Origin of the sequence: Thermococcus sp. 21S7 (assembly GCF_012027615.1) — an archaeon.
GTDB lineage: Archaea > Methanobacteriota_B > Thermococci > Thermococcales > Thermococcaceae > Thermococcus.
This window is the reverse complement of record NZ_SNUT01000004.1, coordinates 49,180-63,602: the sequence shown is the minus strand read 5'-3', so window position 1 is coordinate 63,602 and position 14,423 is coordinate 49,180. Positions and strand designations below refer to the sequence as shown.

General features: G+C 51.9%; 13 protein-coding genes. 10 read left to right on the top strand and 3 right to left on the bottom strand.

The annotated features are described in order from the left end of the window. Nucleotides 1–13 precede the first annotated feature (13 nt). Nucleotides 14–838 carry a hypothetical protein gene (locus tag E3E51_RS07385; protein WP_167912495.1) on the bottom strand — a complete coding sequence of 275 codons (825 nt, stop codon included), beginning with the start codon at nucleotides 836–838 and terminating at the stop codon, nucleotides 14–16. 222 nt (nucleotides 839–1,060) lie between these two features. On the opposite strand from E3E51_RS07385, the gene E3E51_RS07380 reads away from it, so the two are divergent. Further along, nucleotides 1,061–2,416: an RsmB/NOP family class I SAM-dependent RNA methyltransferase gene (locus E3E51_RS07380; protein WP_167912494.1), complete on the top strand. Its 1,356-nt coding sequence runs from the start codon at nucleotides 1,061–1,063 to the stop codon at nucleotides 2,414–2,416. On the opposite strand, the gene E3E51_RS07375 is transcribed toward E3E51_RS07380, so the two are convergent. After that, nucleotides 2,413–3,030 carry a TIGR00296 family protein gene (locus E3E51_RS07375; RefSeq protein WP_167912661.1) on the bottom strand — a complete coding sequence of 206 codons (618 nt, stop codon included), beginning with the start codon at nucleotides 3,028–3,030 and terminating at the stop codon, nucleotides 2,413–2,415. The two genes, E3E51_RS07380 and E3E51_RS07375, sit on opposite strands and share 4 nt — an antisense overlap. Nucleotides 3,031–3,124: 94 nt before the next feature. On the opposite strand from E3E51_RS07375, the gene E3E51_RS07370 reads away from it, so the two are divergent. The 4 genes from E3E51_RS07370 to E3E51_RS07355 are packed head-to-tail and all read left to right on the top strand — an operon-like array spanning nucleotide 3,125 to nucleotide 6,479. Next, nucleotides 3,125–3,427 (top strand): MTH1187 family thiamine-binding protein, encoded by a 303-nt coding sequence (locus E3E51_RS07370; RefSeq protein WP_167912659.1) that lies wholly within the window; start codon nucleotides 3,125–3,127, stop codon nucleotides 3,425–3,427. Next, a complete protein-coding gene (locus E3E51_RS07365) occupies nucleotides 3,420–4,553 on the top strand; it encodes a DUF373 family protein (RefSeq protein ID WP_346765956.1) in 1,134 nt (377 codons plus the stop codon). Before E3E51_RS07370 ends, E3E51_RS07365 begins: the two co-directional genes overlap by 8 nt. Further along, nucleotides 4,531–5,592, top strand: coding sequence for a hypothetical protein (locus E3E51_RS07360; RefSeq protein ID WP_167912493.1), 1,062 nt, complete (start codon nucleotides 4,531–4,533; stop codon nucleotides 5,590–5,592). Before E3E51_RS07365 ends, E3E51_RS07360 begins: the two co-directional genes overlap by 23 nt. A gap of 41 nt (nucleotides 5,593–5,633) precedes the next feature. Further along, the gene (locus E3E51_RS07355) at nucleotides 5,634–6,479 is read left to right on the top strand and encodes a deoxyribonuclease IV (RefSeq protein WP_167912658.1); all 846 of its coding nucleotides are present in this window, start codon (nucleotides 5,634–5,636) and stop codon (nucleotides 6,477–6,479) included. On the opposite strand, the gene E3E51_RS07350 is transcribed toward E3E51_RS07355, so the two are convergent. After that, a complete protein-coding gene (locus E3E51_RS07350) occupies nucleotides 6,476–8,083 on the bottom strand; it encodes a radical SAM protein (protein WP_167912492.1) in 1,608 nt (535 codons plus the stop codon). The genes E3E51_RS07355 and E3E51_RS07350 overlap by 4 nt on opposite strands. 426 nt (nucleotides 8,084–8,509) lie before the next feature. On the opposite strand from E3E51_RS07350, the gene E3E51_RS07345 reads away from it, so the two are divergent. The 5 genes from E3E51_RS07345 to E3E51_RS07325 are packed head-to-tail and all read left to right on the top strand — an operon-like array spanning nucleotide 8,510 to nucleotide 14,423. Next, on the top strand, nucleotides 8,510–8,932 hold the full coding sequence (locus E3E51_RS07345; protein WP_167912491.1) for a hypothetical protein: 423 nt from the start codon (nucleotides 8,510–8,512) through the stop codon (nucleotides 8,930–8,932). After that, the gene (locus E3E51_RS07340) at nucleotides 8,929–9,960 is read left to right on the top strand and encodes a hypothetical protein (RefSeq protein ID WP_167912490.1); all 1,032 of its coding nucleotides are present in this window, start codon (nucleotides 8,929–8,931) and stop codon (nucleotides 9,958–9,960) included. The genes E3E51_RS07345 and E3E51_RS07340 overlap by 4 nt, the downstream gene beginning before the upstream one ends. Further along, nucleotides 9,957–11,687, top strand: a complete 1,731-nt coding sequence (locus E3E51_RS13315; RefSeq protein WP_167912489.1) for a PEGA domain-containing protein — start codon at nucleotides 9,957–9,959, stop codon at nucleotides 11,685–11,687. Before E3E51_RS07340 ends, E3E51_RS13315 begins: the two co-directional genes overlap by 4 nt. A 4-nt stretch (nucleotides 11,688–11,691) precedes the next feature. After that, nucleotides 11,692–12,708, top strand: coding sequence for a hypothetical protein (locus E3E51_RS07330; RefSeq protein ID WP_167912488.1), 1,017 nt, complete (start codon nucleotides 11,692–11,694; stop codon nucleotides 12,706–12,708). Then, nucleotides 12,705–14,423, top strand: a complete 1,719-nt coding sequence (locus tag E3E51_RS07325) for a PEGA domain-containing protein (protein ID WP_167912487.1) — start codon at nucleotides 12,705–12,707, stop codon at nucleotides 14,421–14,423. The genes E3E51_RS07330 and E3E51_RS07325 overlap by 4 nt, the downstream gene beginning before the upstream one ends.

The window sequence follows — 14,423 nt, the reverse complement described above, 5'->3', positions numbered from 1 at the left end:
ACCTCCAGCATTTTCAAAGATTTCTCCTGAAGGTTATTTCAAAGGTGGTCGATGTATACACCCTTCCAACATACTTAGTTTCTACCAGCTGGGGATAAATCCCGTTCGCATCTACACCGGGTTTCGAAGGGATGCCAGATACCCATGAATACGAGTACCTATAATAAATGTCACTACTGGCAGCTGCTGTAATTTTGTATTTAAAAATTTTCTGGGAAGGATGCCGTCTCAAATAATCCTGGTAATTAAGCGCTCTAACCCAAAGAATCACACCTGCACTATTGGAATTCCCGGGGTATATAGTGATACTGTTCTTCCCATAATATGAGTTAGGTTCGTATTGACGTGTTGTCAGTAATTTGATACTGTCTAGTATCTGAGAAGCGTAAGGAATAAACCTGTCTAAAAGTGTCTTGAGCCAATTCGTTGCCAAAACAACCAAATCCTTATAGGGTCCCAAACCATCACCACTATTGTCTCCGACCCACAGAACCACAAATTCAACATCCGAAGGATTGTACCAGGTGTTTTGTAGCACTATTTTCTGGTTATGTGGCACAAAACAAGCCGATCCTGGGTAACAATTATTTTCCTCTATTGACGGGGTGATACCCACAGACAACTCAAAGACATTACCAATTTGGGCACCGAAGTTAGGATCCTCTCCATCAACCGATATGATCATCGCTGCTCTAGTGCTCATAGATCCATAAGAAAATGTGCGTATCGGACCATTGCCTTCATCTATGTGTGTATACGCCGCAGCTACTATGCCATTTGTAGGAATCGAGCTAACTATAAGCGCCAGCAGAATAACCAACAACGGTTTCCATTTCACATTGTTCACCTCCAATCTAATTTTGCATTACAAATAGGACTATTTTTCCTTATAAGCATTTCTATTTACTATTAGTAATTGCTTTTCCTTTTTTTTTCGAGGATAAATTTTTTCAGAGTTTAGTCTTACAATGAGAACTCATCAAAAGAAGCCCGAGTAAAAGAGTTGCATACTCATGCACACACCACCACCTTTTTAAACTCCCCCCGCAAAGCCCCGTCCATGGAGCTGTTTTACCGCGTGAGCTTTCAGGAAGTGGTGGCGGACGCGTTAAGCTTGGTTGAGGAGCGCGAGCTCTCATCGAAGCACGCCCTTGAGCGGGTCTTCAAGAAGGTGTCTGGTAGAGACCGGGACAAGGCGCGGGGATTGGCTCATGCCTACGTCTTCGAGATAGAGAAGTGGCGCGCCAAGATAGACTTCATAATCAACTCCGTCCTAAAGGGTTCGAGGGTGGAAGACCTTGACCCATACCTGGCCAACCTTCTGAGGATAGGCACCTTTGAAATCCACTTCAGGAAAGTGCCGCCGGCTGTGGCGACCGATTCAATAATCAGGGTCGTCAAGGAGCGCTTTGATTTCTCAAGGGCGAAGTTCGTGAACGCGCTCATGCACTCGATAGAGAAGTTCGACGTGGAGAAAGCCCTGAAAAGGCTCAAGGAGAAGGACAGGATAGAATGGCTCTCCGTCCGCTTCTCCCATCCCCGCTGGTACGTCGAGTACGCGGTGGAGCTTTTGGGCTACGATGAGGCGGTTAGGTTACTCCTGAGCAACAACAGGCCCCAGAGGTACTACGTCAGAGCAAACACCCTTAAGACCGACGTGGACTCGCTGAGGGACTACCTTGAGGAGAACGGCGTGAGGACGGCCTTAACCCCAGTTCCGGACGTCCTGAAGATACTCGAATACAAAACTCCGGTAACGAGGCTCGACTGGTACAGGGAAGGGAAGTTCGTTATCCAGGATCTGGCCTCTGCCTACGTTGCCCACGTACTGGCCCCCGAACCCGGCGAGAGGGTTCTGGACTTAGCAGCCGCACCGGGAAGCAAAACTTTCCACGCGGCGGCGCTGATGGAGAACAAAGGGGAGATAATCGCGGTTGATTACTCCTACGACAGGCTCATGCGCATGAAGGAGAAGATGAAGCTGCTCGGAATCAAAAACGTCAAACTTGTTCATGCAGACGGCCAGAGCTTTAAAGACAAGGCCAAGTTCGACAGAATCATCCTCGACGCGCCGTGCTCAAGCTCCGGAACCTACCGGCAGTTCCCGGAGGTGAAGTGGCGCTTCGATGAGAAGAAGATAAAGCGCATCATAAACGTCCAGAGGAACATGCTCCGCAACGCCTACGAGAACCTCAGGGAAGGCGGGGAGATGACCTACTCGACGTGCTCGATAAGGATCGACGAGGACGAGGAGAACGTCCTCTTCGCGGTTGAGAGGGTCGGGCTTGAACTGATGGACTACGACTTCAGCTGGGGCGATAGGGGCTTCCTTGAAATCGGCGATAGGGTTTTCAGAGCGTGGACTCACAGACACGACTGCAACGGATTCTTCATTGCAAAATTGAGAAAGGGCTAAACCAGCGGCTTCCTTTTGACCGGCCCTCCCGGTTTTTCCTCTTCAAATATCTCTGCCGTGAAGCGGTAAACCTTCGTGTCCTCATCCAGCCAGCAGTCGGGCGGAAGGCCGGCCTTCCAGCAGGTCTGGGCTAAGAACTCCTCCTCGTCCCAGCCCCACTCTATCGGCACCTGCGGGAGCAACAGGCCGGAATAGATGCCCTTCTCAATTATCAACCCATCGCGGCCGACCTTTATCTTCTTCGGCCTTTCCTCCGGCGGGCCCTCGATTAATTCGGGGGGTGTCAGGACGCTCACCTCGATAACCAGGTCGTCCAGCTCGCTTTCCCTCACGGGCGGGAAGCGCGGATCGTCGACGGCGGCGTAGATGGCCGCCTTTATCGTGGCCTCGACGAGCGGATATATAGGGAGAGGGAAGCCGATGCATCCGCGGAGGGCCATCTGGGGCGGCGCATGGCGTTTGTTGAGGGTCACGAAGACGCCCATTTTCTCCCACAGCTCGGGGGGCGTGTCCTCGGGAGGCTCTATCGTCCTTCCATTTCTGACGTACTCCTCTATTGCACTCCTCGCGAGCCTGACGAGGAACTCTCCCCATTCATCCTTAATTTTGTACATCCTCTTCACCATTGACTTCTAAGGTGGGAAGGGTTATTTATCTTTCCCGTAAGGCTTAAAAAATTGCCGAAGGAAGTTAAGTCGGGTGTCGAAGATGGTGATCGTCGAGTTCGTGATAGTGCCCCTGGGAGAGAAGAGCCTGAGCAGGTACGTTGCAGAGGTAGTAAAGCTTTTAGAGAGGAAGGGAGTTAAATATCAACTGACGCCGATGGCAACTATAATAGAAGTCCCGACCGTGAGGGAAGCTTTCGATATAATAGAGGAGGCGCACGAATTGATCTTCAAACTCGGTGCTTCCAGGGTTTCAACGACCGTAAGAATAGACGACCGGCGCGACAAGGACAGAGGCATGGAGGACAAGGTAAAATCGGTGATGGAGAAGGTGAGGGGTGGTTGATATTAAAGCACTGATTCTCGCTATAGACCGCGACGACGATTTCGGGACAAAGGCCGGCGTGGAGGGGCCGGTCATCGGGCGAGACGCCTGCATCGACGCCGCCCTAAAGCTCAGCCTTGCCGACCCCGAGGACAGCGACGCCAACGTCGTTTACGCGGCCGTTAAGCTTTATGGTGAGCTGAAGGAGAGCGGCGAGTTTGAAGACGTTCAGGTGGCCCTGATAACCGGACATCCCAAGGTGGGCGTCAAGAGCGACCTGGAGCTCGCCAGGCAGCTGGAGCTCGTCCTTGAGAGGTTTCCGGCCGATGGGGTTATCACCGTCACCGACGGCGCCGAGGACGAGCAGATATTCCCGATAATAACCTCGAAGGTGCCGATAATAAGCTCCCACCGCGTCGTGGTCAAACAGAGTGAGGGCATAGAAACGACCTACTACATCATCTATCGCTACATGAGGGAGATACTAAGTGATCCAGAGGTGGCAAAGGTAGTCCTCGGCATTCCCGGAATGATACTCCTGCTGTATGGAATTGCAAGGCTGATAGGGGTCTGGTACCCTGACAGCGTCAAGATAGTCTCCGCCACGATAACCGGAACAATACTCCTCCTGATAGGCGGCTACTTCTTCACCAAGGGCTTCCGCTTCAACGTCAGGGAGACCATAGCGAAGCAGTTCATCTTCGTCATATCCGTCATCGCGGGTGCCCTCATAATCAGCGGCGGCGCCATAAACGCCTACTTCAGACTGGAGGAGTACGCCAAGGAGATAATAGGCGGCTGGCCCGGAACGCCGCTCCTGGCAACGCTCATCTACATAAACGCCATAGCGGCCCCGCTGATAATCGGAATCTCCGTGATGATAATGGGGAAGAGCATACAGGCGTACCTCCGGAAGGACTACCACATATGGTACTACGTTTCGGCGCTCCTCCTGATGCCCGCGCTCTGGATAACCATCGACCTGACGACCAGGTACGCGATGGCCATACTCACGATATCCGACATAGATGTCTTCGCGAAGTTCCTGCTCGCCCTTGCGGACGTGGCGGTGGCGGTTCTCGTTGGAATCTACATGAGGGGAAAAGTTAGAGGATGGGAGAGAGTTGAGACTGGAACGAGCGCTTGATGAGTACGAAAAGCGGAAAAAGAAGGCCGAGAAAGAGGTTGAAAAGGTCAGGAAGAAGTACAGGGAGCACCTTAAGAAGAAAATCCGGGAGATTCTGAAGAAAATAGACTCCCTGGAGAAGAAGGACGTTCCCGGGAACGTGGACGACAACATAAAGAAAATCGTCATCGCGGAGAAGAAGAACTACGTCACGGCATTGAGAAACGCGCTGGCCAGCATAGAGACCATGGACGACCTCGGAAAGCGCCTTCCTGATCTAGCCAAGCTCCACGTGGGACATGGAAAGTACCTCCTCCTAATCTTCGAGAAGGACGTCTACGCCATCAACCGCCTGCTGAAGGAGCTCAACGAGGATTACGTGAAATACTACAACGAACTGGGCAGAAAAGGCCTGCCAGACCTCAGAGTCAGGGAACTCATCTCGGAGGTAGAAAAGACAAAGGAAAACATTGCCACCGCGGAGAGGGAAAAGCTAGAGCTGGGGAGGGAGCTGAAGGAAAAAGAAAGAGAGCTGGATGAATTCTACAGGGAACACGGCCTACAGAGGCTTGAGGAGGACATAAAAAATCTCTCCTCCTCGCTCAGAACTGCCGAGATGGAGGTTCGCTCAAAGGCATCAAAGCTCCAGAAGCCGATAAAGCGGATGCGCCTCCATGAACCGATAGCAGACGAACTCGTGGGGGACAGTTCGGTAGCCCTCAGAAAGCCGGACGAATTCATTTCCCTGCTCCAGAGGCTGTACCCCAGGCTCGACGGCAAGTACAGGAAAACCGCCCAGTGGCTGATGGAGAACCTCAAGGAAAGGGCAGACGCCATCGAGAGGGAGAGGGAGAAGCTTTCCGAACTCGAAAGGAAAAGAGACCGGATTCTGGCGGACGGAGATGCCAGGAAGAAGGAAATCTGGGAGATTCAGAGGCTCATCGAGGAGAAGGAGGCCGAGATACGGAAGCTCAAGCGCAAACTTGAGCACCTGGAGAGGGAGCTGGACGAGAGCCTGGCGAGGCTCGAAGAGATACTCGGGGAGTCAATAGAACGATAGGTTTATGAGTTAGGTTTCCCTAATTCTTTTGGGTGGTGAGCATGTTTAAAGTTGACAGGCTGCGCTTCGGAACGGCCGGGATACCCATCTCAACCCCAAAGCGCTCAACTATAGACGGGATAGCCCACGTAAGAAACCTCGGCCTCGATGCGATGGAGCTTGAGTTCGTCAGAGGCGTTAATCTGAGGCCGGAGCTGGCCAAGAAGATAAAACACGTCGCCAGAAAGCACGACGTTCTCCTGACGGCCCACGCGCCGTACTACATCAACCTGAACGCGGCGGAGAAATCCAAGGTCGAGGCCAGCAAGAAGAGGATAATCCAGAGCGCCGAACGGCTTCACGACGCAGGCGGCTGGAGCGTTGTTTTTCACGCAGGCTACTACCTCAAGCAGGATCCAGAGAAGGTCTACGAGAGGATAAAGGGCGAGATCAAGGATATAGTGAACAGCCTCCAGGACAGGGGCATCGAGGTGTGGGTAAGGCCCGAGCTGACCGGCAAGCCGACCCAGTTCGGAGACCTCAGGGAGCTGGTAAGGCTGAGCGAAGAGGTCGAGATGGTTCTGCCGACGATAGACTTCGCCCACTGCCACGCCAGGAACGTCGGAAAGTTCAACACCGCCGAGGAGTGGCGCGAGATGCTGAGCTTTATGGAGGACAGGCTCGGCAGGGAAGCCCTGGACAACATGCACATCCACATAAGCGGCATAAACTACACCTCGAAGGGCGAGAGGAACCACCTGAACCTCCAGGAGAGCGACATGAACTGGGAAGACCTGCTGAGGGTCCTCAAGGAGTTCAGGGTCAAGGGCGTAGTCATAAGCGAGAGCCCGAACATCGAGGGCGATGCAATTCTGATGAAGAAGAAATACGAGGAGATAAAGACCTAATAAGCCTCGACAAGACTCGGCTGGCCGTACCATCTGTGCTCATCAACCTCGATGTGCAAATCGAGCGGTTCGAGGGGTTTGACTTCGTAGCCCTTCTTTCTACCCCACTTCTCTATCTGCCTGAGGACGACCCTCACACCAAAGCGCGCGAGCGGATAGAAGGGAATCAGGAACGGGTTTCCACGGAGGAGCTTGGGCAACCCGCGCATGACCTCCTTCGCCAGGTGCTTCCAGGCGTAGTAGAGGTGGAGGAACTGGCCGTAGGTGATCATGTCCTCGATGCGGTAGAACTCCTCGCCCCTCAGGAGTCCCATGGGCACGAAGGCAAGCGGGGTCACCGTGAAGTGAGCCATTTCGCCGAGCCTAGCCTCAAGCTCCCTCTCCATCGTGACAATCAGCCGGGCCGTTTCTATCTCGTACTCGTCCGTATCACCGGGCAGACCGAGTATCGTCGTGTACGCGGGGAACCAGTAGTTTTTGTTGAAGACGTAGGTTCCGTTGAGCAGAACCCACGGCCACTCCTCGGGAGAGAACGGCTTCATCTTGTTGTTCATGTACCTGCCGATAAGCTCCGGGGCGGCGGTTTCAAAGCCGACCTGTATGCCGACCCAGTGGTTTGGACCGGCGTCAACGATGCCCGAGATAGCCTCTATCATGCCAGGCGCAGCCAGCGCCGCCGCAACGGTTCCGTGGGTAGGGTTCACGTTTCTTGTGTACTTCCTCGCGGTCTCAAAGAGCTCAACCACGGCATCCACGTTGGGGTAGAAGTTCCTCCTGTCCTCGACCATGTATAGAAAGATGTCCTCACTGTGCAGCCATGCGTGGTCTATTCCAGACCTGACGTTGAGCGCTATCTCAGCCTCGATTTTCTCAGGGGGTATAAAGCGCGCAACCCTCAGGTTTGGCTCGCAGAAGCGGCAGCCCCGCCCACAACCCCGCATGACCTCCACGAGCCCCTTGTAGGAGGGGGCCACGATAGTGGGTATCTCCTCCACCCTCGGCCAGTCCCTGATCACTATCGTCGCGTCGGCGCTTCCAGCCTCTATCTCCCTGAAAAGTCTTCCAGCAACGTGGTCGGCCTCCCCTATGACGACGTGGTCTATCCTCAGCATTTCCCTCTCGTCCTTCCTGAAGTCAAGCTGCCACGCTCCAGGGCCGCCGACAACGAGCTTGAAGTCCAAGTTCTTCTTTTCCCTTACCGCGTTTATCCTCTCAACTAGCTCCCTGAACTTAACGCGGGTGTAGTTCCCCCACTGGCCGCCGTTGGTGAACATCATGCTTACCGGACCGAGGCCGAGGGGGTCCATCTCGTAGAGGGAAACTATCGTCGTGTCCTCTCCTATGAACCCCTCTACCTTCCGTGGGTGCGCCACAACCACTTCATCCCTCGCAAATCCCTCCCGGAGGAGCGCCGCCTCGACCTTCCGGAGGCCGTAGGGCGCTTGGAGTAAGATGCCGTCTTCATCCGGGAGCTGGGTGTCCATTACCCGGAAGACCCACTTGGGGAGTTTGTCGTAGGGCGCACAGCCGAGAAAGTCAAGCAGGGGGACGTCGTGGTACGTGCTCGTCAGGGTCTCGTCCAGTGTGAAAACAATCCTAGTCATCTCTGATCACCACATACATCTGAAGAAAAAATTGCATATTTAAGAATTTCTGTTTTCCAGAAATATCATAGTGCCAATTTAGAATATTCCAATTAATAACTATGAATTAGAGTAATACAGAGTGGAAACCCGACACATGCTTCCCAAATCATGATGCCCGAAGGCGGTGGTGATCTCAGTATGCGTACTTAATGCAACATTGTCTCCTCAATGAATTACGTTGAAACCAACCCTCGGCCTGATGTGGGCCCCCACTGGAACATCTATTGTTACTTTGTGACCATTAAAAGTCAGTATCTACGGAACAACAGTATTCATGTATGTCCTTAATTATTCATATTGTGTGTAAATTATTTTGTTTTCTAAAAAAACTTATATACTTTTGAACATAGTTAGGACTGCCCGCTGGGGCAGTGGGGTGGCACCATGAGGTCAAGGAAACTGCTCGGAGTTCTCCTGCTCGGGGGACTCCTCTTCGGGTTGGTGTCAGCATGGAGACCGCTGGTCCCCACAGCAACATCACCCTGCAAAGAAGTCTGGGACCACGACGTTGATGAGAAGAGCTGGGGCGCTTCTAAGCTCGTCTGGGTCGGCGTCCACGCCAAGGTTCTCGTCTGCAACGGAAGCTTCGTTCGCATAATCATAGACCCGACTCCGAACCACAGATCACCTCGCTTCGTGGTGAATGCTCAGGATGTTACAGTGCTTGAAAACGGTAAATACGTGAAAGATGACCTAAGTGAAGCCGGAGCTTGGATTACATACATTGACCCAGAAACAGGAAAGAAATCCCAAGTTTACGCAAGAATCCCTCATCTGTGGCCCCGACGCCAGGAGGTGAACCTTTGAAGGCCAGAGCTTTTTCGCTTCTTTTCATTTTTATTCTTTTCTCCTCCCCGGTTAGTGCATTCACTCCACCCTCCTGGTTCAAAAACGGAACGTACGTGACGTACGCGGTGCTACCAGGGAAAGAGAAGTACGAAGGCTATCCCAACATGCTCTTCTACACTCCCAGCAAGCTCTCTGATGAAACCCTGAATGCTTTCATCGACGTGCTCGAAAATGGCCCCAACTCCTGCCAAAAACTCAAAGCCAAGATAGAGAACTCAGGCAGTGAATATCCTCTCTATGGTTTGTCCGTTTTCGGTCCGATTTTTGTGACGTTTAACCTCACGAACGTGACGAATTCTTCCGCTGTGGTTGTGGTTACATTAACGCTGACCAACTTCACTCCCACCTTGCATTGCACTGTCAGCTCTTTAACCCTCCGTGGAAGGCTTTTCCTGAATGTGACGGACGGGTATTACTACCTCAACGGCACTAAAATAGGTCGACCTTCATTCTTCATCCTTCCCTACCACCTTCCGGAGAGGAAGGATCTGCTTTACAAAGCATCAATACTGAGGAGGCACGGTTTCACGCTGGTTGGTGACCTTGAGGTGAGCAACGTAACCTTCACCCAGGGCAAGCTCGTGCACACATTCGTTAAAACCTTCCACCCGCCGTTGATAGGAGTCAAATCAAACAGGCAACCAATACTCTACCAGAAAAAGGGTTATCTGAGCTCGTCCATTGGCATGGACTCTCTCTATGACATCGACACCGGCGTGGCGGTCTCAATTGGGGACTTGCCATATCCCGAACTCTACACCCTCGGCGTGGTGAAAGGGCACATCTTTAACCATTACTCCGCGGAGATGAACGATAAAATCGACTTCTCCAGGGAGTACTGGCCTTACGAGTTCGTTCTTTATGAGACGAACATCAAGTTCCCGGAGGAGAGGATCGGAAGAACTCCGGATACAATCCTCAAGTACTACCTGCTCGCTGGGTTGATTATTCTCACCGCATCACTCACCCGGAGGTGGAGAAAGTGAAGAGGCTATTTTTAATGGGGTTGCTGTTGACTGCCATCTTCAATCCCACAGCACAGAGAGCACTGGCCAGCTCTGCTTACGGTGTCCTCACGATAGAAGGGGCCAACCTCACGGTTGAAGTTCACGGCGTTGGAGTTTTTAACACCCCAATAACTCTCGTCCTTCCAGTAGGGAACTACACCGTAACCGCGGAGGGTCAAGTTGGGCTTGAGGCCAAAGTCTTCGTCAGCACTTCAAAACTCGTGAGGGTGGAATTCAGCACAGCTATGCCTGATGAGTTGGTGGAGGGAAACCTCACGATCCTCGGCGTTAAAGTGACGTACGACTGGTGGAAGAATCACCCAAAGTACAACTCCCCACCAAGCCTCCACCCTCGGATACGCGGGTGCGGAGAGGTATGGAGTCCATTTTATTACACGGACAGACCCCTGCCGATGACCCTTGAGGACGTTGGGGACACCATTGCAAAGCTCACCATCAACGGCACTATAATGCCCTGTTACCTGCAGAACAGTACTCAAGACATAAGCGGAAAACTAGAGTACATCTTCTACACGATTGTGGGTCCCTTTGGAACCTTCGGAACATCGCTCAAAAACACAAGCTTCATACCCCCACTCTCCTCCGTTAAAGTAACTTCTGATGTGCCCTACGTGGAGGGCTACCTCTACAACGTCAGCGCTGCCTCGATGGTGACTCCCTTCACCCTAATCCTGCCCGTGATTCCCCATGATATTTACAACGTCACCGCCGTGGATTACTACGGGGGTACCCTTATAATAGACCATATTCCAAAGATAGACACTTATAACCTGAGCGTCGGCGTCAACCACACTCTTCTGACGGCGGTTGTCAAACTCAAACCAAGGGAGAAGTACGCAATCAAGTACCACCTGAAAACCGCAAAGAAGCTAATAACAGTTAAAGAAGAACCCGCCGAACTCTACAATCTCAGAATCTCCACAAAACCCGAGAACGCCAAGTTCATTATCACTGACGGAATCCTAGTGGCAAACGGCACAAGCCCCACAACACTGTATCTACCAAAAGGAAACTACAAGGTGACGGCATTCGCCAACGGGAGCGGAGCAGTAAAGAACTTTTCACTCCCAGAAACTTCAGAGGTCGAACTCACCCTGAAGCCGCTACCCGCGATGCTAATCCTCAACATCACCCCCAAGAACGCTTCCATAACCGTTGACGGCAAGCCAGTCGAAAACACCACCCTCACTCTTGCCCCGGGCGAGCACTGGATTTACGCCTCAGCCAGCGGGTACGTACCAGACAATATCTCCATAGTGCTTTCCCCAAACGAGTCCAGAACCTTGAGAGTAATCCTAAAGCGCCTTCCCTCCCTTAGGATTGAAACTAAACCCGCTGGAGCCCTCGTCAGGATCAAAAACACCACCTGCACGAGCCCATGCAAGCTTACGCTAAAGCCCGGAAGCCACACCATTGAAGTCTCACTGAATGGTTACCAGAACGAGACTGCTTCCGTGTACCTAACTGCTGGAGAGAGCAAGAACGTCTCAATAACTCTCAAACCCATTAAAACCCAGAAGACCACCACACCCCTAAACCCTGTCCAGAGTACTACCGCACCGGCTACTCCCACCCAAGGAGCAAACTTCTCAACGGACGCTTCCAGTGAACATTCTACCATCTTAAAGCTCCTCCTCCTTGGCTTGCTAATCCTTGGGCTAGGATTTGCGCTAAGAAGGAGGTAAACGAATGGAAAGAAGATTCAAAAACCAAAAATGGACCGTGAGAGTCATTAAAACATCACCCGCATTTTTCATTTTTCTCCTCCTATCCCCCCAGGCCAGTGCCTTTACTCCACCCTCCTGGTTCAAAAACGGAACGTACGTGACGTACGCGATTTTCCCAGGGGAAGGTGAGGACGAGAAGGGCTTTAATCTCCTATTACCCTCCCTAATGCCCCCCAAAGATATTATCAAGTTCAGGCCTTATGTTGGCGATTACATAAAGCACGATGCACTTTTTGACGTTGATACTTACGGACCCACCTTCCTGACCATCAGGCTTTACAACGTCACCAACTCCTCAGCACTTGTGAACATTACACTGGAGTTCAGGAATGCCACACTTGGGCGCTCCAAGCCAATAAAAAGCCTAACCCTTTCAAGAACGCTCCTGTTGAACCTCACTGATGGCTACTACTACCTGAACGGCACGCGCATTGGAATGCCCTCATTCTTCATCAGCACATCAAACCTGCCCCCCAAGGGAAAAATTTTCCTGAACTGTAAACCCCTCAGAGAACGCGCCTTCGCATGTAACGACCTCAAAGTGTCCAACGTAAGCTTCGAGTCCAAAAAGACCGTGATAACCTTCGTTAAAAAGTTCCATCCGCCCCAAGTGAAAGTATCCCTGGGAACCCTTTCCCTAACGACCACAAAACACGGGAACTTGGCCCTTACAGGAATCTCATGGACAATCTATGATTTTGACACAGGCCTCGCAATATCCCTCGATACCATTACCTCCCCAGAATTCATCGCCCTCGGGATAATCTGCCCCAGCACGTACAACCACTACTCTGCTGAAATGAACAAGAAGCTGGACTTCTCCAAAGAGTACTGGCCCTACGGGTTCGTTCTTTATGAAACGAACATTCAATTCCCAAAGGAAGAGACTGGGAGAGCACCTGACACGCCGCTTAAATACTACCTCATCCTTGGAATCACCCTTCTCATCACATCACTCATCCGGAGGCTGAGAAAATGAAGCTAAAAGGACTGCTCCTGCTTGGAGTTCTCCTGTTTGCCTTGTGCCCCAACGTCAATGCTGGCAACACTGCATACGGAGTCATGAGCATTAAGGGGATCAAAAGAGTCACGATTGATGGTGTAGGAACCTTCAAGGCACCTGTTGTCCTCGTTTTGCCCACCGGCAACTACACCGTTAGAACAGAAGGAGCGGTCAAACTTGAAGCGAGAGTCTTCGTGAACGGGTCGAGACTCGTCGAAGTGGAGTTTGAAGAGGCCAAGCTAAAAGATCTCGTTAGAGGAAACACCACAATCCTCGGCGTTAAAGTCACATACAACCAATGGAGGGCATACCCGAAACTCAATGGCACGCCAAGCCTCGGCCTCATAGGGGGATGCGGAGGAGGGGTAGGGCCAGGCTATGGAACTACAAAACCCTACCCAATGAGCCTTGAGGACGTGGATAATAATGTGGCCAAACTACACTTGAACAATACTATACTGCCCTGCTACCTCAAGGGCAGGAAACAGAACATCACAGGGAAACTAGAGTACTTGTTCTACACTATAGCAGGGCCATTTGGGGTTAGTGGTGTTGGACTCAAGAACGCGAGTTTTGTTACGCCTTTGTCCTTAGTGAATGTGAATGCTGATGTGGATTACGTTGTGGGGTACCTCTTCAGCATGAGCGCGGCTTCAATGGTCACGCCATTTAAACTCATCCTCCCAACAATACCAGAGGACTTTTACAACGTGACGGGAGTGACTGAAGAGGGAGACGTCATCAGGATTGAGCACGTTCCCAAACTGGACGTGTACAACCTGAGCGTGGGCGTTAACCACACTCTCTTAACCGCCGTAATCCAGCTCAAACCCAGGAAACGGTACAGCATCACATACAGCCTTAAAACAGCCTTAAACCTCATTAAGGTTAAAGAAGAGAGCGTGAAACTTTACAAGCTCATTGTGAGCACGAGCCCAACACCTGCAGAAATCGTGATTAACGGGAGCGCGGTAGCACACGGTCATTCAGGGGAAGTGTTTTACTTGCCCGCTGGAGAGTACATGATCACAGCATTCACTAATGAGAGCGGGGCCATCAAACGCTTCAGAATACCCGAAGTGAGCACTATTAACCTCACACTAAAACCCCACCCCGCGAGATTAACACTCCACACTACACCAGAGGACGCTCTGGTTGTTATAGACGGTAGAACCGTCAACAACACGAGTGTGACGCTTTCGCCTGGTGAGCACCAGATTCTAGTATCGGCCAATGGCTACGTCGCGGAGAACCTCAGCGTACTCCTCACCCCAAACGAGTCCAGAACCCTAAGAGTGGCCCTAAAGCGCCTCCCCTCCCTGAGGATTGAAACTAAACCCGCCGGAGCCCTTGTCAGGATCAAAAACACCACCTGCACGAGTCCGTGCAGGCTTACGCTAAAGCCCGGAAGCCACACCATTGAAGTCTCACTGAATGGTTACCAGAACGAGATTGTTTCTGTATACCTCAATGCTGGGGAAAGCAGGAATGTCTCAATAACCCTCGAACCCGTTGAAACCCAGAAAACAAGGACACCCCTAAACCCTGTCCAGAGTACTACCGCACCGGCTACTCCCACCCAAGGAGCAAACTTCTCAACGGACGCTTCCAGCGAACATTCTACAGCCTTAAAGCTCCTCCTCCTTGGCTTGCTAATCGTTGGGTTGATCTTCGCACTAAAAAGGAGGTAA